Consider the following 19981-nt stretch of genomic DNA (forward strand, 5'->3'; position numbering starts at 1 on the left):
AGGACATTTCTACTTGGGAATAACATAATTTGTTAGAAACCATTTAAAGTGTCTGTATTCTCACCAATAAAAATGTCTGGTCTATGATGCGCATCAACATCATGGACTGGATATGAATCGAGATGCTGATCACTATGTCTGACAAGGAAATACAACGTCTTGCTGTCCTGCAAGACGTTCGAGATCAACGTATTACACAAGTCCGTGCTGCTGAAATTCTGAATCTTTCAACCCGTCAAATTACCCGGTTATTGCATAGGCTCAATCAAGATGGTGTTTCAAGTTTAGCGCATGCCAGTCGTGGTCAACCTCGTCATCATCGCCATGATGATTTATTACAACCACAAAGTCTTTCCATTATTTCTGAACATTTACTTGGCTTTGGTCCTACATTGGCGCATGAGAAGCTCAGCAGTATGCTTGGCCTGAATATTCGTGTAGAAACGATCCGTCGCTGGAGACTGCCAATAAGCTCTGGATTCCTCGATCCAAGCGCCTGAAACGTCCATATCAGCCACGCTATAATCGGGATTGCTTCGGTGAACTGATTCAGATTGATTGCTCTTATCATGATGTTCGCCGTTCGTTGACCACTGTGTAGTGAGCCAGCACACAGCTTACTTAAAAATAAGTGGGAGATTAACATTGGATAGATTGGGAAAGGTATGTTGATGATCTGGTTGTTCACAGGTAATCAAAGTGATAATACGAAGGTAGAGGTCACCAACACAATGATGATTCTATAAGCCAAGAGTCAAATCACGCTTTATCCTTTCCAAAAATAACTGCCAATAAAGGGCAACTTTCATCTTGGCCTACAGACATGATTGCTTTTCAACCAATCATGTCGTGTCTCACCTACTTGTTATGACAACGTATCGGGCGCATATCAAATCGTTTACATAAGGTAAAGAAATGATTCAGCTTTATTATTTGCTCACCTTATTCGAAATGTCGATGATTGTTCCATCAGGCATATAATCATAAAGTGCAGCGTTGCTAACCGTACCAGTAGTGATGACAGCGAATGTTCTGGCCGCATCAGGATAGACGTTGTTATGATCGACCCAAGTACCATCGTTCACATACTGTTTACTCTCGATTGTCCGGATCTCTGGTGAATGGGTATGGCCAAATACTACGATATCAATGGATTTTTCAGGATTTTCTAAATATTGCACTTTGGCCTGGTTGAAATAGTAGTCTGGACTGAGAGTGCCCGCTACTGCTTGGACAAAGCTGGTTTTCACTGCAACCTGATTGATTGTCTGACGTTCATCCCATGTACGCTGAAAGTTCTTGAACAGTAGTGGTGCGGAGATGGTTCCATCTAGCTGCTGCACTGGGTAAAAGTCTTGTATCGAGTAACGGCCATGCAGGCAGGCAATATTCAAATCAACTACCTTATCTTCAAAGCGCTCAATCGGGGTAATTCGGGTAAATTCGGAGCTGAGCACTTTGTAGTACAGATAGGCGCCATACTGGTCAGGATTGTCGATTGGATCGGGGCTAGTTGTAATCTCCGGATAATCTTTTTTAATGGGCGGTTTACCCTGTAGCACCCAGCTTGCCGCAACGCGTGCATAGAAATATCCAGGAGGAAGGATGCTGCTTTCCCCATTTTGACAGAATTCTTGATTGGAAATGCTGTCAGGTGCTGAAAAAACATCATAGCGATGACCGTGCTCAATGCTAATTTCCTGACGGTCACCGGTTATATATACCCCAAGACCTTCCGCATCACGCTGCTGCAAGATTCCGGGCAAAGCTTCATCCAACACTGCGCTTTTCAGCAGCATATCGTGATTGCCAGGGATATAAACCAGTTTGATGCCCTTTTTCATCAGGCTGTTCAATGCATCTATCACTTCCTGATTGTTTTTGATGACCTCGCGGTAAAATTTCCCGGGATCGCTGTAGGTCGCATAGGTAAGAGGCAGGTACCAGTCATCCAGGAAATCCCCGTTAAGGACGACTTCGCGCACATCGGAAGTATTTTCAAGTTTTACGAGAAAATCCAGCAGGAGGTCGCGATTTTCAACTGTTTCAGAATAGCGATCATCTACCCCAAGATGTATATCACTGAGCACAACGATTTTATTTATAGATGCAGATGGTGTCCAAAGTCCTTTGACTGCTGGAGTTGATGTGGCTTCCGGAGCATTATTGTCTGTATTACACCCCGAAAGTGCAAATGGCAATGCCATCTGTAGTAATAACAATGTGACAATTCTCTTTTTCATTATGATTTCTCCCCCTTAATTGGAGTATTTGTTCGCATGCCCTCTTTAACACGGGTTCAAGCGAAAAGTTGGATAGAAACAACCTTTGAATTTTTATCATTTTGATTATCAAGATAAAATTTTATAAAAAGACTATTTCATCAATCATATTAACGAATTATTTTATATTTGGAATAATTTTTGTACAGAATTGAGTAATACTTTGGAATATATTGAGAATTCACGTGATTTAATTGCACTTCTTCTTATGATGCCAGTTATGGTATCTACGGTTATCGTCGCATCACGCTGGATCTTAAAGAGCGAGGTGGAAGCTGTGGACCTAATTGTGTGCTGAAGATCATGAAGAACAAAGGCATTATCGCTGTTCGAGGATATAAGAAGCATAAAAGCTATGCTTGCGGTCGTCCTCAGATTGTGCCGCCTAACCATTTAAATCGAGAGTTTGTTGTAAAGACATCTGATACCTTACGAAATAGTGTTTCTCAGGTGATTGATATGAGAAGCACTGCTTCGCAAGACATTCGCACATGGCAAGGCTGGTTATATTTGGCTGTGGTTCTTGATTTATATTCGAGAAAAGTCATCGGTTGATCAATGAAAGCTACGCTTGCCAAGGATATCGTTTTGGATGCACTTCTTATGGCGGTATGGCGACGCAGACCAAATGAACCTGTGATCATACACTCACTTGCGCAGCAGTGGAGACTGGCAGAATTCAGTCAGAAGTATAACTTGGTTCCCAGCAATGAGCCGCAGAGGCCTTGCACAGTATACTGCTCATGGGACAATGCTGTTACTGAATCCTTTTTTAGCAGCTTAAAGAAGGAAAGAATTAAAAAGAGGATCCATAAAAGACTTCTTCCTACCTGTTCAATTTTCTGCTCAATTAATACAAAAAAACCTGCATCTTGGGGAGGATGCAGGCTGAAAACTTCAAGATTATTTCTGTGGAGAAATCAATCTATACTAATATACTTGGTTTAATATGTGAAATAAATCGCATTATATATCAAATTTTAAAGACTGTACGGCCACCCTTCTTTTGGGTAGATGTCTTTTATTGCACTTTAGGGCTTAGCAATTGCCTTCATTAGCAGGTAAACCGCAATTCGTTTACAACGGTCTAATCGCCAACTTTAAGCTTGGTGATTACCTGAATGATGATCCTATTTAATTTTAATGCCGGGTTTGCTGAGACAATAGATACTGCTTAAGCTCATCAATAGGCATCGGTTTGCCAAACAGATAGCCCTGGTAATGGTAACACCCCTGTTTTTCCAATACCTCGCGTTGAGCTTCGGTTTCTACCCCTTCAGCCAGTACAGAAATACCCAAAGTTTTTGCCAAGACAATAATCATTTTGGCAATTTCAGCATCATTGGCACTAATCACAATATTACGAACAAAACCTTGATCGATCTTTAATTGATCAATCGGAATTTGTTGTAAATAAGTGAGAGAAGAATAGCCTGTACCAAAATCATCCAGAGAGAACATGATCCCATAACGTTTAAGAATCGTCATTTTTTCAATAATGTCTTCTACCCGCATCACTAAGGCACTTTCGGTCAGTTCAAGCTTGAGTAAATGTGCAGGAGCCTGGGTACGTTCCAGAATATCGAGCACGTCTTGAACAAATTCATCACGGGCAAACTGGCTGGCGCTGACATTTACAGCCATGCTGAGCTGAGCAGTTTGCGGATACTTGGCCCAGTCACTTAATTGTTGACATGCACTTTCTAATACCCAATGGCCCAGTGGAATAATAAAACCATTTTCTTCTGCAACGGGAATAAAACGCGCAGGTGAAATAATCCCTTTGGTTGGATGTTGCCAACGTAACAAGGCTTCTACGCCAGTCACCTGTTGTGCACCATTGACTTGAGGCTGGTAAAATAGCACCAGCTGATTTTTTTCTAGTGCCTGACGTAGTCCGGCATCAATCTCCGCACGTTCCTGAACCTGAGATTGAATCAACGGATCAAAGAAGCGATAGGTATTCCGGCCATAATTTTTTGCTTCAGACAGCGCCATATCTGCACGTTTAATCGGATCCTGCACATTTTCATATGCTTTTAGCCCCAACAGGCTGATCCCGATACTGGCAGAACTACGATATTCTGAGTCTGCGAAAAAGTAGGGTTGAGCCAGTGCCTGTAAAATACGTTTTGCCGTCTTTTCCGCTTGTTGAATCGTCTCGGTTTCAGATGTGCCAAGTTGATCAAGCAGCACAACAAATTCATCACTACCAAGTCGAGCAACCATGTGATTTGTTTCTACACAATTTAACAGACGAGTGGCAACTTGCTGTAATAACCGGTCTCCAGTTTCATGACCTTCGGTATCGTTTAAAGCTTTAAAATTATCCAGATCAATGCACAAAATTACGCCGAGCTGTTTTTTATTTTCTGCCTCTCTCATGCTCTGTTCAAGATGTTCCAAAAACAGGCTACGGTTGGGTAATTTGGTCAAAGAGTCATAGAATGCCAGCAGACGTACTTTTTCTTCTGAAGCTTTATAGGCAGAAATGTCGGTAATGGACGCCACATAATGCGTAGTTTGGCCCTTTTTATCACGTACAGCGGCAATCAAGATATGCTGTGGATATAGTTCACCATTTTTGCGCTTATTCCAGATTTCACCTTGCCAGGATCCGGTTGTGTGAATATGTTTCCACATGGTGGCATAGAAGTTTTTGTCATGCATGCCGGATTGCAGGATTTTAGGCGTATGACCAATTAACTCTTGTTCGTTATAACCGGTAATTTCGGTTAAAGCACGATTGGTCCGTAAAATAAGCATATGCGGATCTGTAATCAGCATTCCAACCTGGGAGTCAAATGCCGTTGCAGCAATACGCTGGTTTTCTTCAGCTTTTTTACGTTCAGTAATATCACGTGCTGAGCAAAAAAATACATCGTCATTATCTAGATGTACCAAGACCGAACTGATTTCTACCGGATAACGCTCACCTTGTGCATTCTGGTAAAATGTTTCGAAGCGAATGCCTTCAGGCGTAGAAATCCCTCTGCTGATCAGGTCTTGCAGCTCTGTCTGATCATAGCCGCTATCCCAGTAACACAGTGTTTTGCCCACGGCTGCCTGCGGAGTACTGCCGATCATACGGAAAAAGGAATCACTGCCTTCAAGCAGCCGACCTTGGCGATCTATGACATGGATCCCATCTTGTGCATTACGCAACAGCATCCGGCTACGACGATTGGCCAATAGGTTCGCCCGGATTTGCTGCCAGAGTAACCAGGCAGCAATCGTGGTCACTACAAGGAAAAGCAAGCCCAGCAAAACGGCTTTGATCAGGTCCTCATACCATTGGGCTAGGTAGTCTGTTTCACCAAAGGCAACAACGACAAAAATAGGCATGCTGCTTAGTCGACGAAAGTTCCCTATACGTGGAACATGATCGGTTGTTTGTCGTGTGTAAATGGTGCCAGACTGTGCCCCAGAGTGAACCCGCTGAGACAGTTCCGGTGGTCCCCCCACAAAACCGACCTGGCCATTCGCTGTTTTGAGTATGGGGTTGCGTGCAATAATTCGCAGATCCAGGTCTTGTACCAGCACCACTCCTTTGGAACCTACATCTAGTTCGGTAATCAGATCATTAAAGTAGCTGGCAGGTAATGCAGCGACAATCATGCCTGCAAAAGTTCCATCAGCCTGATTGTAGCGTCGTGCAAATAGATGAACCCAGCCTTGGCCATTGGGATCTTTAATCAGTTTAGTAACAAACAGTTGATTCGTATTTTTCTGTTGGGCCTGTTTAAAAAAACTATAGTTTGCGTAATTGGATGTCTGAGTGCCAATATCATGATCAGCGAATTGGACTTGACCTTTTGCATTGGTAATGTGTATTTGTGTAACAGAACCGATCCAATCTTTTTCTTTCTGAATAAATAGATTAATTTCTTTATTATCTATTTGTTTTTTATTATCTAATTCTTTTTCTATATAGGTTTGTAACGTATGCAAAGACAAATCGATTTCTTGTGAACTGCTGTTCACGCTTTTTTCAAGCAGGGATGTTAAATTTTCTACACCAGTCCGAGCTTCAGCTTCTGCGTGCTCACGTGCAGTGTGCAAGGTATAAGCCAATAAGCTGATCATAAAAATATTCATGATCACTACAGTAAGGACAAGAAGGATAAAAATAGATTTGTTTTTGATAGGCATATTCCCTCTGTGATCCCAATGCAGTACCCCAAAATATAATCTTTTGGGGTGAACTGAATAGATTAAAAATCATTCAAAACTTACCATAATCTAACACACAATAATATTGACTCTCTTGCTGAAATCAAAAAATACATTTTTTATAATTCCGAGCAATTTTGTATAGTAACCATCAGTGAATAAATTCTCGCCATGTTGAATAAATTCAAGAGATAAACGGGGGATCTTATCTCAGGAAAGCCCGCGGAGCGTAACTTAGCTATATCTATGAATGAGACACCCAGCAGACGAGCAATCTACAAAATATCTTGTCATGCAAAGACTGCCCGGTCTCGTCCCTGCTGCTTTCCTGAATACATCGCCTGGTCCGCTCTTGCAATGGCTTTTTCCATGGTTTCATCAGGCTCGACTTGGATAATACCGACCGTGGCGGTGGTATAGATCACTTCACCACTTTTTAGTCGGGTCGGATTGCTATGCAGTGACTGAAAAATTCTGTCGATAATCTCATGCAGGGAATCGGCATTGTCCACTTCCAAAAAGATCAAAAATTCCTCGCCACCAAAGCGAAAAATGTTATCCGTGTCTCGAAGAGAATCACGCAGTATCTGTGCTGTATGGGCAAGAACTTCATCACCCGCCTGATGTCCATATTGATCATTGACGTCTTTAAAATGATCTAAATCCAGTAAACCGACCGCCAATATTTTCTGGTTTTTTTTAGTACTTTGACTCAAGGTACTGAATTGATTCTCCATTCCATATCTTAAGGCCAAACCGGTTAAAGGGTCATATTGCAATGCTTGGGTAATCAAATGGGTTCTAAAATAAATCAGCAGTTCCAGCAGATCATTCTGACTTTTTTGATATTGACTGACTAAAGCGGCCTCTACGCACCTATTGTCTCTGAGCTTGGAAAATATATTATGCAAATGATGATGCACAAGATAATGCACCTGCTCCAGTTCCCGGGTTTTGTCAGGATTGATTTTTTCAAATTTAGCGTGATTTGATTGAAACCATTTGCCAAAATGACACAACAAATGACTCTCTTTCGCGGAAAATTGTGGCTCGGCAGGTGTTTTTAAAACGAGATATTGAAATACTTTTTGCGCCCAAGTGATATGTAACCGAATGCCCTCATCGATCTCGATCAGTGCTGCATTTTGAGAGTTTTTAGTGTGATGTAATTGATCCATAGAAAAGAGTATCTCAAATAAGCGTATTGAATAGGTTGAACAACAGGTCATTTACAGCATTTAAAACTTCATCTCGGCAAGCATCCAGATAAACTATTGATCTAACTTTTATTTTACTTGATTTGTGATCTTTTATTAAGTTGAATTTAAGATAAGAGCGATGTGAAAAAGTATAAATCTGGGCTGAATAAATCGACTCATCCCGCCGATAGCAGAACGTACAGTGCCATTTTGTGCTCTCTTTCATCATGCGGTATGATGAATATTTTTAAGCCCCCCCTCTTTCTTAAAAGCAAAGGTTGGAATCTCCCGATCCTAACCTTGGGAACAGCTTTACTCTTCACATTCTGTTCACGACTCTTTATTTAGAGTAAATGCATAAATTTAAGACGGACAGTGATAATGAAATATGTTAAGAAAATAATGGCAGCGGCCTTGTCCTTACCGCTGCTAGCCTTGGCTGGATGTCAAAGTATTCCCAGTTATTCAAATGATTATGCAAAATCCAGAAGCGCTGTTCAGGGGGTAGCCCTGGATGAGGCCAAAGCGCTGGATATTGGCACCCGTTTTACCTCAGCCTTTAATACTTTGGGCACACCCGCCTTTGTGGAACGAGCTGGCTCGCTGTATGCTGATCCGCTGTTTATTAATGATACCTTGTCGCAGTTTTCATCCCGGCAAAATCTAGTCCAGCATTTTCAGGGCATGAACAAACGGGTCAGTAAGGTCAGTGTCAAGCTGTTAAATACTTCTTATCATCAGGACTCTGCCTATGTGCACTGGCATATGGCCTATGATTTTAAAATGTTCGGCACGACCCGCAGTATGGACTCTTTTGGCATCAGTGAAATCAAGATCAACCGGGACAACAAGATTATTTTCCAGCAGGATTTCTGGGACCCTGCCAATGGCCTGTACCGTTCCCTACCTTATGTCGGAGGAGCCTATTCATGGCTACTGCCTTTCAAAAAATAGCCATCAGCACGGCGTTACTGATGGGATGTAGTTTCAGTCCATGGGCGCAGGCGCAAAGCTTGAATCAATGTGGCAATGGCCCGCTGATGGTGGGCCAAAAACAGGTCGGTATGGCCAGTTATTTTGCCCAAAACTGTAGCCAGTCCTGGAAAGAGCAGACGATCCAGATGGACTTTTCCTATACACAGAATATTCCGGAATGGGCATTTAAACGTGCTGCCATGCATCTGCTCAAGCGCAACGTCAAAGACCCCAACATCCAGGCCATTTTCAATCCGATCAGTGATTTATATCGTCCGGTCAGATCAGGTGATCTGTACCGCTTGAAATACAGCCATGCCACGCAAACCCTGAGTTTATCCCTCAACCGGAAAAGTTTAGGGCAGCTGCAGCATCCGCTGGCCCAGCAATATTTTAATATATGGCTTGGTCCCCAGCCATTTAGTGCTAAATTAAAACAGCAATTATTAAATTAGTATCCGTGACTATGTCCAAACATTTTATCCTGATGGTCGAAGATCATTACGAACTGGCCTCTACCTTATGTGAGTTTCTGGAAGAACATGGTTTTGTGGTAGATCATGCCCGCAATTTGAATGCTGCGCGTCAGTTACTCAAGCAGCAGCGCTATCATATCTTGCTTCTAGACATTAACCTGCCGGATGGTTCCGGTTATGAACTGTGTGAATGGCTACGTCATGAAGAAGGTTTGGACCTGCCGGTGCTGATGCTCACTGCTCGTGATACCTTAGACGATAAGCTCAAGGGCTTTAATTCCGGCACGGATGATTATCTGGTCAAGCCCTTTGACTTTAACGAGTTGGTGGTGCGGGTCAAAGCCCTGATCAAGCGTTCGCTGGGTGAAGTCTCTAGTAGCCGTCTGCAAATTCACGATCTGATCCTAGATCCGGCCAGACAGCAACTGACCCGGGCTGGTCAGACCATTGAACTGCCTCCAATTCAGTTTAAACTGCTTAAACTGCTGATGCGCCATTCACCTAAAGTGCTGACCAAACAGGAAATCATGATGGAACTCTGGGGCGATGAAGAACCGGAAAGTGATGCTTTACGCAGTCATATTTATAATCTGCGTAAGATGGTCGACAAGCCTTTTGAGCAGAAGCTGATTCATACCATATCCGGTGTCGGTTTAAAAATCTCTTTGGACGCTTAAGCTTTTCAAGCGGAAACCTCGTTTAAATACACCACCACAATCAGTCCGGTCGTCATCGCCAGATCAACATCCTGATGGGTGCTGAGATAATACTGCCGGTCAAACAGCTCCACCCGCCAGCCCAACTGCTTGCACAGCTTCTGTACCAGTTGCAGGCCAATGCCATGTCCTTTGATTTCCAGTTGCAGCTGCTGTCCAGACAGCTCCTGGACTTTGGCATTATTCGGTAAAGGAATGCCGACCCCATTATCGGCAATCAGTACTTTATTTTTTTGCAGAATGACATCAATTTCTGTGCCTTGCGAATAGTTCAGCGCATTACGCAGAATATTGCCAAACACCATTTTGGTCATTGACGGATACAGTTTACGTGGCTGTTCATCGAGGTCTTTTTGCAGGTCAATCTGCATACCCTTGTTATGGCTAACGCTGTCCAGATCCTGCACCAGATTGTCCAGTAACTGGGACAGCATGCTCGGTTCTGCACTTAAAGTATTGGTGGTATTGCGGGCGATAGCCAGCAAAGTATCGACCAGCAGTTGCATGTCTTCAATGGTATTGTGCAGGCGGGTAAAGGACTTGTTGTCGCCATAGCGTGCCTGACACAGCTGCACATTGCCCTTTAAAATGGTCAGTGGCGTGCGCAGCTCATGGCTGACATCACCGGTAAACTCGCGTTCACGCTGAATAAACTGGCTTAACACCTGATGATATTTTTCTAATGCCTGCTTGAGATATTCCGCTTCTAGATTGGAGTCGGTACGGATGTCCTGAAACGGCGAAGCCTGATTTTTCTGGTGTTCCCAGTCAATATGCTCCAGCGCATTGGCCAGGCGGGTAATCGGGGAAAAATAGCGTCGCGCACGGCGATTCCACCACCACAGCACGCTATACAGCACAAACAGGCTGACCATCAGCGGTGCCAGGCCAAACAGCCAGACCAGCTTGTTGACGTTGCTTTCACCAAACACCAGCAGCACATGCTGTCCGTCTTTTTCACCATAAACGGTCATGCGCTCCTTGCCATCGACAAAATGCCGGTTCACCCCTTGCTCAAGCTGCATGTGGCGAAATTGGACCGGCGGCACATCGTTCCAGCGGTAACCATACAGGTTTTTGGTGTCGGGCAGTTCAGCAGCTGGATTACGTTCCAGCCGCTGCCAGTAGTGGGACATTTCCTGTTCCAGCGCAGTTCTGAGCAAGGAACCCTTGATTACCCAGGCACTACAGGCAATCCCGATCACCACAGACAGGGCAATGAATCCGATTTGCAGCCAGTAGTAGCGGTTAAACACCTCACCCAAAGGATGATCGCGTTTGTCCCTAAACAGCCTTAACATTGCTATATTCCCCGCTGGCCCATCCGATTCATCGTTCAATTATATGGTTTTTTTCTTAAACAGAAAGTGGCCGATCACCCATTCACGTCCATGGTCATAACCAAATAGTTCGGCACAGGCCATAAAGAAAATTCGCCAGCGCTGCCACCAGATTGCAGCATCTGCACCATAGGTCTGTTCAAACAGGGGCTGCAGCTCGACCTGCTTTTGGTCCATATTCTCCAGCCAGGCATTTGCGGTGCGTTCATATTGGGTGCCGGCCCATTGCCAGTGCTGTTCCAGCTGCAAATGCTGCTGGAAATGCAGGAAGGTTGAGGCTGCCGGCATCAGACCACCACTAAAGAAATATTTCGACATCCAGTCAAATTCATTTTTCACTTCAAACGGATAATGCAGGAAACGGTGACAGAAAATATGGCACCACAGCAAGCTATCTGCTTTCAGCCAGGTGCTGATATTTTCAAACAGTTTTTGGTAATTACGTACATGTTCAAACATTTCCACCGAAACCACACGGTCGAAAGAAGCGGCTTCCAGTTGCAGTACATTGACGTCGCAGGTAATCACGGTCAGGTTATCCAGTTTTTTCAGATTGGCCTGTTCTTGAATGTACTGGCGCTGGGTCGAGGAGTTTGACACCACAGTAATGCGAGCCTTGGGATAATGTTCCGCCATGTACAAACTGAAAGAACCCCAGCCACAGCCTATTTCCAGAATATCCTGTCCATCCTGCAGCTGTGCACGCTGGCAATAGCTGGCTAGTGCCGCTTCTTCCGCCTGATCCAGTGTGGTATGTGCGTGTTCAAATAAGCTGGCGCTGTATTTCAGACGCTTGCCCAGTACTGCCTGGAAAAATGCGGTGGGCAGTTCATAGTGCTGCTCATTGGCTTTGTCGGTCTCGATGGCAATCTCGCTGTTTTTTAGCATATGCAGCACATCCATATAGCGCTGTGCCGCCAGTGCCGGGTCGAAGCGTCCTTCCTGTGCCAGGCGTTTTTTGCTTAAAGTACGAATGCCGGCCCGAATCACCGGATCGGGAAGTTTGCCAGTTTCGATCAGTTTTAAAGATTGTTGAATCATAAAGTCCATGTATTTACCTACTCTTTGGGTGGCCACGGAATAAACATTGAAGTTCGTCGTTGATAGTCTTTATAGTTGTCGCCGCGATGTGTCAGCGCCTGTTGTTCACTAAAGGGAATACCGGTGATGTAGTACAGAAACAGCCACATCAACAGTGGATACAGCCATAATTCATAAACACCTGCCGCCAGACCGAGGATTGGATAGGCAAACCAGTGCAGCCATTCAAAGAAATAGTTTGGATGGCGTGAATATCTCCATAAGCCTTGGTCCAGGGTTTTGCCCTGGTTTTGTGGATTCAGTTTGAAACGGTAGAGTTGCTGGTCGGCAGTGCTTTCCCCCATCAGGGCCAGCAGCATGATCATGCCTGCCACCAATACCGTAGCCTGTGTCCAGTCATTCCACTGCTGGGCCGGAATATTTAGCAACTCCAGCATCGGATAGGAAAACAGCACTACCAGACCGGCCTGAAACATAAAAAAGGCCAGAAAACCGAGATGCTGATAATCGCCCATGGCCCGGCGCATATTGGCATAACGGGTATCTTCTGCAGTTTCATTTGCATAACGGCGCAGTAGATGCCAGGTCAGGCGTAAAAACCAGATGCCGCTAAACACGCCCAGAAATACTCGAACCAGCAGCGGTGCAGTTTCCATGACCCAGGCCGCGATAATAACGTTGAGTGCAATACCAAAGCTCCAGGCCACATCGACCAGTCCGGCACGCTGGTTATAGGTCACCAGCAGCCAGCTACAGAACATGATAAAGACATTCAGCACCAGTAAATTCAGCAGCATGTCGACCCTCCTGTTTTATCTCGGCTTAGTAAGCACTCGCTTCGAACAGCAGATGTACATCACTGATCACGCCTTCACGGAAGCCGCCTTCGCAATAGCACAGATAAAAATCCCACATACGAATAAACTTATCATCAAAGCCGAGTTCTAAAACTTGATCACGTTGGGAGAGAAAACGCTGACGCCAGACCTTTAAGGTTTCTGCATAGCTTTGACCGATATCTTCCAGATGCTTGAGACGCAGTTTTTGTTCAGAAGCGGCTTGGGTCATGACACTAATACAGGGAATAAAACTGCCCGGGAAAATATAGCGCTTGATATAGTCCACGGTATTCAGGGCTTTGGCATAGCGTGCATCTTCAATGGTGATGGCCTGAATCAGGGCCAAACCGTTCGGTTTTAGCAGTTCACGGCATTTGCGGAAATAGGTCGCTAAATACTGCTCACCTACGGCCTCAATCATTTCAATCGACACTAGCTTGTCGTATTTGCCTTCCAGTCGTCGGTAATCTTTCAGCTGGACAGTGACCCGATGTGATAGTCCAGCTGCAGCGACCCGGGCCACGGCTTCATCATACTGTGCCTTGGAAATGGTGATGGTGGTGACTTTACAGCCATACTGCTGCGCGGCATAAATGGCAAAACCGCCCCAGCCACTGCCAATTTCGACTAAATGATCCATCGGTTTCAGCTTGAGTTTCTGGCAGATCAGCTCTTTTTTATAATCCGAAGCCTGTTCCAGACTCATACCCGGCTCTTTAAATACCGCACTGGAATACATCATACTGCTATCCAGGAACAGCTTGAAAAAGTCATTGCTCAGGTCGTAATGCTCGGCAATATTTTTGCGGCTACCATCAATCGAATTCTTGCGCGATTTGTACCAGGCCTTTAACAGCAACTGGCTGGCCTTGGCCACTGCATTCTGATTCATCCGGTCCAGTACATCGCGGTTACGTGCCAAAATGCGGATGACATCCACCAGATCTTCACTGCTCCAGTAACCGCGGATAAAACCTTCTGCCGCACCGAGCACACCATTACGGAACAACAGTTCCATCAGACGGGGATCATGCACCTGAATCACGGCCTGCAGATCACTGTTTTCTCCGACTGTCCCGTTCCAGACGCCTTTAAAAATCAGCTGACCATGCCGCAATTTCAGCAAATGACGCAATATCACTGGCAGTGTGCTTTGCTCTCCCATTAACAGTGTTTTCATCGCAATGTGTTTCCTTTTTCTTTTTTAGGATGTCGGTAAAACGGAATTTTCTTTTTCCATAAACGGAAGGCATGGAGATAAATTCCGCTGACCATCCTGAAGGGTTCAAGAACTTTCAACACAGCATAGCGATACTGCTGTGAAGGAACCGTGATGGCCTGCAGAGAAAATTTCAGGGTGGCATCAAATTGCAGCACGCCCTGCTCAAACAGCTGCATATGAATCACGTTCTGCTGATCAGAGAAGCTGAAGCGCCAGCGGTAATCCAGTGCCATCGGCATGAACGGTGATACATGAAAGGCCTTTTTAAAATCAAACTGGTGACTCTGGTACGGCGCATATTCAGTTGTATTGTGCCGGCAGTCATGGATATAGACCTGACGTTCATTCCACGGTGTATTGGTAATTTCACTCAGTACAAAGAGCAATTGGTCGGTGGCATCAAAGACCAGATAAAACACCACAGAATTAAAGCGAAAGCCGAGTGTGCGTGGCAAGGCCAGAACCCGGATAGACGCGGCATGCGGTAATAGGTAGTTTTTCCGCTTGATCAGCAGGCGTGCGACCTTCTGCCGAATCGAACCATATTCCATGGTCAGAAAATCCCGCTCATCCAGGGTCAGGAAATTCCAGTACCTGGAAGACCATAGCCAGGATTTTCGGGTAAAGCTTGAGAGTTGATCCGGATCAAACCATAGATAGGTCAGCTGGGTCTCAAAAGCATGGGCTTTGGGCAGGTAACGGCGATGCCTAATTTCGGCAGCGGCGATCGCCAGTGGATACATCTGCATCATGCGCTCCTAGCTGCCTGCTCGGTCTGCTGCAATAGCTGATCGACTACCCATGAAGCGCTACGTGCCCCATCCTCATGAAAGCCCCAGCCCCAGTAAGCGCCACAGTATGAGGTGCGGTTCTGAGCATTGACTTCGCTCCAGCGTTGTTGTGCTTCAATGGCTGGCACATCAAATACCGGATGACGGTAATGCCGTTCTACCCAGACTTTTTTAGGATCCAGGGCAAAATTAGGATTCAGGGTGGCAAAGACCTGGGTTTTGCATTGCAGGTTTTGCAGCTGGTTCATCCAGTAACTGAAACCATAGTGCATACCACTGTGCTGGAATGGGGTCTGTTCCGTGGCCTGACTCGGGGTTACATGCACATGCCAGCTGGCCCATTGGCGTCTGGATTTTGGCATGATGCGGGTATCAGAATGCACCACCATGCGGTTATCCTGATAGCGGAACTTGCTCAGTACGTCCAACTCCTGCGCGGACGGGTCTTTCAGTAACTTCAGGCTGTCGTCAGCATGGCTGGCAAATACTACCCAGTCAAAACGTTCGCTGCCCTGTGTTGTTTCAACCAGCACATCATTGGCACTCCGCGAGACATGCAGAACGCCGGTCTTGCGGAAGATAATATTGGCTTGGGCCTGAATCGCACGGACGTAGCGAGCTGATCCGCCCTTGACCGTGAGCCATAACGGCCGGTCTTTTAGCTGCAACATGCGATGATGCTGGAAAAAGCTCACCACAAACTTATAGGGAATTTGTCCGGCTTGCTCCACCGGACAGGACCACAGCGCCCCGCACATCGGGTAGAGATGCTCCTGACGGAAGGCTTGGGAATAGCCATGCTGATTCAGATACTCATCAATACTGAGTTGTGCATTGACCTGTTCCACATCCATATCTTTATTGGCCGCATAGAAACGGAACAGATCCGACAACATCGCGCGAAAATCAGCATTCAGAAAATTTTGTGGGCGGAAAAGCAGGGAGAATTTTTTTGAAGGATTGTACTGTAAGCCGCTGACCTGATTATTCACGGAAAAGCCCATGTCACTGCTTTGTGATTGAATTCCAAGTTCTTTCAGCATGGCGCAGAACAGCGGATAGTTATGCTCATTAAACACAATAAAGCCGCTATCCACCGCGACCTGTTCACCGTCTATATTCAGCTGATGGGTATCGGTATGACCGCCGAAGTAGTTATTCTTTTCAAAGACCGTGACCTCATGCACTTTGCTGAGTTTCCAGGCAGCATACAGACCGGAAATACCTGAACCAATAATTGCAATTTTCATGGTGATTCCTTCGATTGAATTTTGTGAGTGCCTGTCGTAGCGGCTTTTTTCTGTTTTCTGGCCTGAGCAATTTTACTGACTTGATAGACCCTTGCCGGAATGGGTTTGATTCCCCAGACCAGTCCGAACCAGGACATGAGTTTCAGCAGGTAATAGGTCACATCAATCTGCCACCAGTAAAAGCCTTGCCGGGTACTGCCAGCATAATAATGATGGTTGTTATGCCATCCTTCGCCCAAGGTAATAATGGACAGGAATAAGTTGTTGCGGCTGTGATCTTCAGTGTCAAAATCCCGGCTGCCGTAATGATGCGCCAGTGAATTGATACACAAGGTGGCATGGATCAGTAACACGGTAGAGATGACAAAGCCCCAGACCAGCAATTGCAGGCCTGACGTACCGAGTTGCGGCCAGGTGATGGCTAGCCATTCCCCAAATGCATAAATTCCGCCTGCGGTCAGCAGCACCACAATTAAACTGAAGCGATCCAGCCAGATCAGTTCCGGATATTTCAGCCAGTCCTTAATGACTTCTTTACGCGTGGCAAAATTATATTCATTTAAAAACCAGCCTACGTGGCTGTACCAAAAACCATGCGTCGAGGAATGCGGATCTTGCAAAGTATCGGTATAGCGGTGGTGATAACGGTGATGCGCCGCCCACCATAGCGGACCACGCTGTGCACTCATGGTGCCAATCAGCACAAACAGGAACTGCACCGGACGCGAGGTCTGAAAAGTTTTGTGTGACAGATAGCGATGGAAAAAAGCGGTGATGGAAAACATGCGGATCAGGTAGAACAGCAGCATAAATCCCAGCGCAAACCAAGACACTCCCACCCAGAATACCGCCAGGCAGGCCAGATGTAACAGAATAAAGGGCAAAATCCTCAGCCACTGAATCTTGCTGTTTTCAGCCGTCAGTGTTTTGGGCGTTGTGGGTGTAGACCAGCTGTCTATCCATCGCATCAGACTTTTCAACATGGACTCATCCTACTTTCAAGCGATTGTCTTTATTCTATTTGATGAGTGTAATCAGTCAGATATGAATTTTATGTGAAGTAAATAAAAAAAGCCGAACTGTGTAGAGAGCGTGGTCAGTTCGGCAAAAGGGTAACAGATTAATGCGGCAATTTGATCAGTTTTGTCACGTCATAACCATAATGTTTTGCAGTTTCCAGATAGGATTGATAAGTGGCTTCATCCAGTTGCGGTTCACGCGATAAAATCCACAGGTATTTGTTACTTGGCCCACCTACCAGTGCCACTTTATATTCTGGGTCTACTCGTAATACCCAGTAATGACCTTTGCTAAATGGTATCCATCTTAAACCTTGAGGCAAAAAGCTGACCTTTAGTTTGCTGTTGCCCTTATTTTGCGGATAGGCAATACCTTCAGAGCTGATCATCTCACCATTGGCAATCCGGCAACTATTCAAAACACGCATGGTTTGATCGGTATTGACGCTATATTGTGCCGAGATATTCGAGACACATTTACGCTGAAAATACATCGGTAAATGCGCAATTTCATACCACTTGCCTGCATACTGCTCGATATCTACCTGATCGACTGCCTGATGTGCAACAGTTTCTGCTCGAGTCGTTGTACTTAAGCTGATGATGGCAAGTGCTGTCGCTGCAAAAACAGATTTGAATAGCATCTTCATTTTTTAGCCTTGTTGTATCCTAGGCTTAAGATAACCTAGGTGGGTGTGAACAAAGCGTGAAGACAAAATGGTGAAATTCAGTATTTGTGATTGAATAATTTAAGCTGGATTAATCTTATTGTCCTTACAATAATTCTATCAAATGGAGCTTAAAACTGTAAGCATTCGCTGAGTCCTACTTTTTTATCTGCTCAACATCACGATAGTGTCCACGTAAAATGAAGTGGACAGCTATTTATGGATTTAAGGACAGTCAGATAAGGTATATACTTTACAACAACAGCTAGACTCACCTAGGAGCAGGCAAATGCCTATCAAATTTGTAATCCGATTCACTAGTATTTTAGTTTCACTATTAATTTTAGCTGCTCTTGTCAACCAGTTTTTATTTTCAAGTCAAGTAACAATTGATGTATGGATCCTTTCATTCCCCATTATTGTGGGTGTTCCAATCTTTGCATCTATTATCTCTGCAACAGATAATGAATTAAATCAATCCCACTAACTAGTGTATTTATATGAATTGATAAAGTAGTAATCTAATCGCTGAAAAACTCATTATAAATTATAAGATGTAATGCCAGTCAGTTAAGAAATTGACTGGCATTTTCTTGGATATTTCTGTGGTTTGATCATAAACGTCTGCAGCACCTCCTGTTACAAGAGAAGTTTTATCAGTTAGTGATAACAAACAGTTTTTCATCATATTGATTTAATTCAATTTTTTATATTTAAAATTGAAATGCTAAATTTTAATTCTGTATAAGAGTTTTTTGAGTTCAACCTCTTGGATCTACCATACTATTTTAGGCTGCAGGTATTTACAGATTTCCTTTCTTCCACTGAATTAATAAAATTTCCAATCAGGAATTCACTTTGTCTTAAGGAGTCACGATGGTCGCCTTCTTTCAAAGGATAAAAGGCAATAGGTTTTCCTACCTTGCAGATTTGTTGATAGTAGGCATAAGTACCGCGTGAATCCACTAACAGATCTTTCTCACCCTGAACAACCATAACTGGCACAGTGGGTATCATATTCTCAATAGACTGCTTCTTTAAATAATTGGTCAAAGGGGCTAGATTTACATTCGGTTTAAAGACAGTTTTAGGGGCTTGCTTCAGATCAGATTGTAATTCTGATAAACAGCGACTACGTGCCAGATTAAGAATTTCCCCCATTTCTGGGCTAACTAAATTTGCTGGAGCAAGATTAGGATCTGCAGCTTCCGCTCCGAGAAGAACGATTGGAAAAAATGCTGCAACACTGGTGTCGATTTGAGAGTGAGTTGCCACATATTCCGCAATTCCTTCATATTGATAACCGCCTGGAGCAAGGGCAATTGCTCCACGTAAATTAAGTTCAGGTGCGTCTTTTTGTCCATACGCCGCAACAGCAAGAGATGCAGCACCTCCTTGGCTATGCCCCATGACATACCAGTTTTTATTAAATTTATAAGGCTTTAAATGATGAGTTGCCCTTACAGCATCCACTACAGTATGCAATTGACTTTGAGCATTCATATAGGGATGTCCACTGGGTGTACCTAAACCCTGATAGTCTGGTGCGACTACTGCATATCCACGAGCAAGCTAGGCATTCAAAGCTTTTTCCGCTATTTGTTGATAAATATGAACAGGTCCATCCACATAATCACTCGAGGGAGCACAAGTATCGGCAACACCTGTTGTACCATGCGCCCATGCTAAAATAGGCCAACCTTCTTTTGGTACTTTTCCTTTGGGTAGTAAAATAAATCCAGAAGCTACAATCGGTTCCGATTGTATGCCGCGACTTCGATAGGTAATTAAGAAGCGTTGTGATGCACTTGAAAATAGATCGGTATTTTGTGCTTGTATGGATAACAAAGTGCCGGGCTTTGTACTTGCCACAGTCGGTAAGTGAGCTGTATCGTGAGATGATATTAGTGGAGAGGCAATTGCAGATGTAGAACCTAAGCAGATGCAACCTAACGTCATATTCAGAACATGATTTTTTATTTTAATCATG

16 protein-coding genes and 2 pseudogenes are annotated in these 19981 nt (G+C 44.6%); 6 read left to right on the plus strand and 12 right to left on the minus strand.

From position 1 onward, the window contains the following. Positions 1-122 precede the first annotated feature (122 nt). Positions 123-574, plus strand: a pseudogene (locus ABJ384_RS15085) (helix-turn-helix domain-containing protein); the annotation flags it as partial. Positions 575-929: 355 nt separating this feature from the next. On the opposite strand, the gene ABJ384_RS15090 reads toward ABJ384_RS15085, so the two are convergent. Beyond that, the gene (locus ABJ384_RS15090; RefSeq protein ID WP_349929898.1) at positions 930-2243 is read right to left on the minus strand and encodes a metallophosphoesterase; all 1314 of its coding nucleotides are present in this window, start codon (positions 2241-2243) and stop codon (positions 930-932) included. A gap of 330 nt (positions 2244-2573) precedes the next feature. Here ABJ384_RS15090 and ABJ384_RS15095 point away from each other — a divergent pair, with 330 nt between their 5' ends. Further along, positions 2574-2837, plus strand: coding sequence for a hypothetical protein (locus tag ABJ384_RS15095; RefSeq protein ID WP_349929899.1), 264 nt, complete (start codon positions 2574-2576; stop codon positions 2835-2837). Positions 2838-3422: 585 nt separating this feature from the next. Here ABJ384_RS15095 and ABJ384_RS15100 read toward each other — a convergent pair. Then, the gene (locus ABJ384_RS15100; protein WP_349929900.1) at positions 3423-6380 is read right to left on the minus strand and encodes an EAL domain-containing protein; all 2958 of its coding nucleotides are present in this window, start codon (positions 6378-6380) and stop codon (positions 3423-3425) included. Positions 6381-6745: 365 nt separating this feature from the next. Next, positions 6746-7633: a diguanylate cyclase gene (locus ABJ384_RS15105; RefSeq protein WP_349929764.1), complete on the minus strand. Its 888-nt coding sequence runs from the start codon at positions 7631-7633 to the stop codon at positions 6746-6748. A gap of 402 nt (positions 7634-8035) precedes the next feature. Between ABJ384_RS15105 and ABJ384_RS15110 the strand changes: the two genes are divergently transcribed. Genes ABJ384_RS15110 through ABJ384_RS15120 form a run of 3 tightly spaced genes read left to right on the plus strand, consistent with a single transcriptional unit; the run spans position 8036 to position 9782 of the window. Further along, positions 8036-8608, plus strand: coding sequence for a nuclear transport factor 2 family protein (locus ABJ384_RS15110; RefSeq protein ID WP_349929765.1), 573 nt, complete (start codon positions 8036-8038; stop codon positions 8606-8608). Next, positions 8584-9084, plus strand: coding sequence for a chalcone isomerase family protein (locus tag ABJ384_RS15115; RefSeq protein ID WP_349929766.1), 501 nt, complete (start codon positions 8584-8586; stop codon positions 9082-9084). The genes ABJ384_RS15110 and ABJ384_RS15115 overlap by 25 nt, the downstream gene beginning before the upstream one ends. A gap of 11 nt (positions 9085-9095) precedes the next feature. Beyond that, entirely contained in the window at positions 9096-9782 is a 687-nt protein-coding gene (locus ABJ384_RS15120; protein WP_349929767.1) for a response regulator transcription factor, read from the plus strand. Positions 9783-9787: 5 nt separating this feature from the next. Here the strand turns inward: ABJ384_RS15120 and ABJ384_RS15125 are convergent, their stop codons facing one another. The 8 genes from ABJ384_RS15125 to ABJ384_RS15160 all read right to left on the minus strand — a co-directional run bounded on the left by ABJ384_RS15125 (position 9788) and on the right by ABJ384_RS15160 (position 17973). Continuing rightward, complete coding sequence (locus ABJ384_RS15125) at positions 9788-11122, minus strand: HAMP domain-containing sensor histidine kinase (protein ID WP_349929768.1); 1335 nt, start codon at positions 11120-11122, stop codon at positions 9788-9790. Positions 11123-11161: 39 nt separating this feature from the next. Continuing rightward, on the minus strand, positions 11162-12211 hold the full coding sequence (locus ABJ384_RS15130) for a class I SAM-dependent methyltransferase (RefSeq protein ID WP_349929769.1): 1050 nt from the start codon (positions 12209-12211) through the stop codon (positions 11162-11164). Between the two features lie 8 nt (positions 12212-12219). Continuing rightward, positions 12220-12999: a DUF1295 domain-containing protein gene (locus tag ABJ384_RS15135; protein WP_349929770.1), complete on the minus strand. Its 780-nt coding sequence runs from the start codon at positions 12997-12999 to the stop codon at positions 12220-12222. A 25-nt stretch (positions 13000-13024) separates the two neighbouring features. Beyond that, positions 13025-14221: a cyclopropane-fatty-acyl-phospholipid synthase family protein gene (locus tag ABJ384_RS15140; protein ID WP_349929771.1), complete on the minus strand. Its 1197-nt coding sequence runs from the start codon at positions 14219-14221 to the stop codon at positions 13025-13027. After that, on the minus strand, positions 14218-15012 hold the full coding sequence (locus tag ABJ384_RS15145) for a DUF1365 domain-containing protein (protein ID WP_349929904.1): 795 nt from the start codon (positions 15010-15012) through the stop codon (positions 14218-14220). The genes ABJ384_RS15140 and ABJ384_RS15145 overlap by 4 nt, the downstream gene beginning before the upstream one ends. Further along, a complete protein-coding gene (locus tag ABJ384_RS15150; RefSeq protein ID WP_349929772.1) occupies positions 15012-16304 on the minus strand; it encodes an FAD-dependent oxidoreductase in 1293 nt (430 codons plus the stop codon). The genes ABJ384_RS15145 and ABJ384_RS15150 overlap by 1 nt, the downstream gene beginning before the upstream one ends. Then, entirely contained in the window at positions 16301-17287 is a 987-nt protein-coding gene (locus ABJ384_RS15155) for an acyl-CoA desaturase (protein ID WP_349929773.1), read from the minus strand. Before ABJ384_RS15155 ends, ABJ384_RS15150 begins: the two co-directional genes overlap by 4 nt. A 137-nt stretch (positions 17288-17424) precedes the next feature. Next, on the minus strand, positions 17425-17973 hold the full coding sequence (locus ABJ384_RS15160) for a lipocalin family protein (protein WP_349929774.1): 549 nt from the start codon (positions 17971-17973) through the stop codon (positions 17425-17427). Positions 17974-18280: 307 nt separating this feature from the next. Here ABJ384_RS15160 and ABJ384_RS15165 point away from each other — a divergent pair, with 307 nt between their 5' ends. Then, positions 18281-18478 carry a hypothetical protein gene (locus tag ABJ384_RS15165; protein WP_180044177.1) on the plus strand — a complete coding sequence of 66 codons (198 nt, stop codon included), beginning with the start codon at positions 18281-18283 and terminating at the stop codon, positions 18476-18478. A gap of 296 nt (positions 18479-18774) precedes the next feature. On the opposite strand, the pseudogene ABJ384_RS15170 reads toward ABJ384_RS15165, so the two are convergent. Further along, positions 18775-19980, minus strand: a pseudogene (locus ABJ384_RS15170) (alpha/beta fold hydrolase). Position 19981: the final 1 nt, after the last annotated feature.

Source organism: Acinetobacter sp. A1-4-2, assembly GCF_040233925.1.
GTDB lineage: Bacteria > Pseudomonadota > Gammaproteobacteria > Pseudomonadales > Moraxellaceae > Acinetobacter.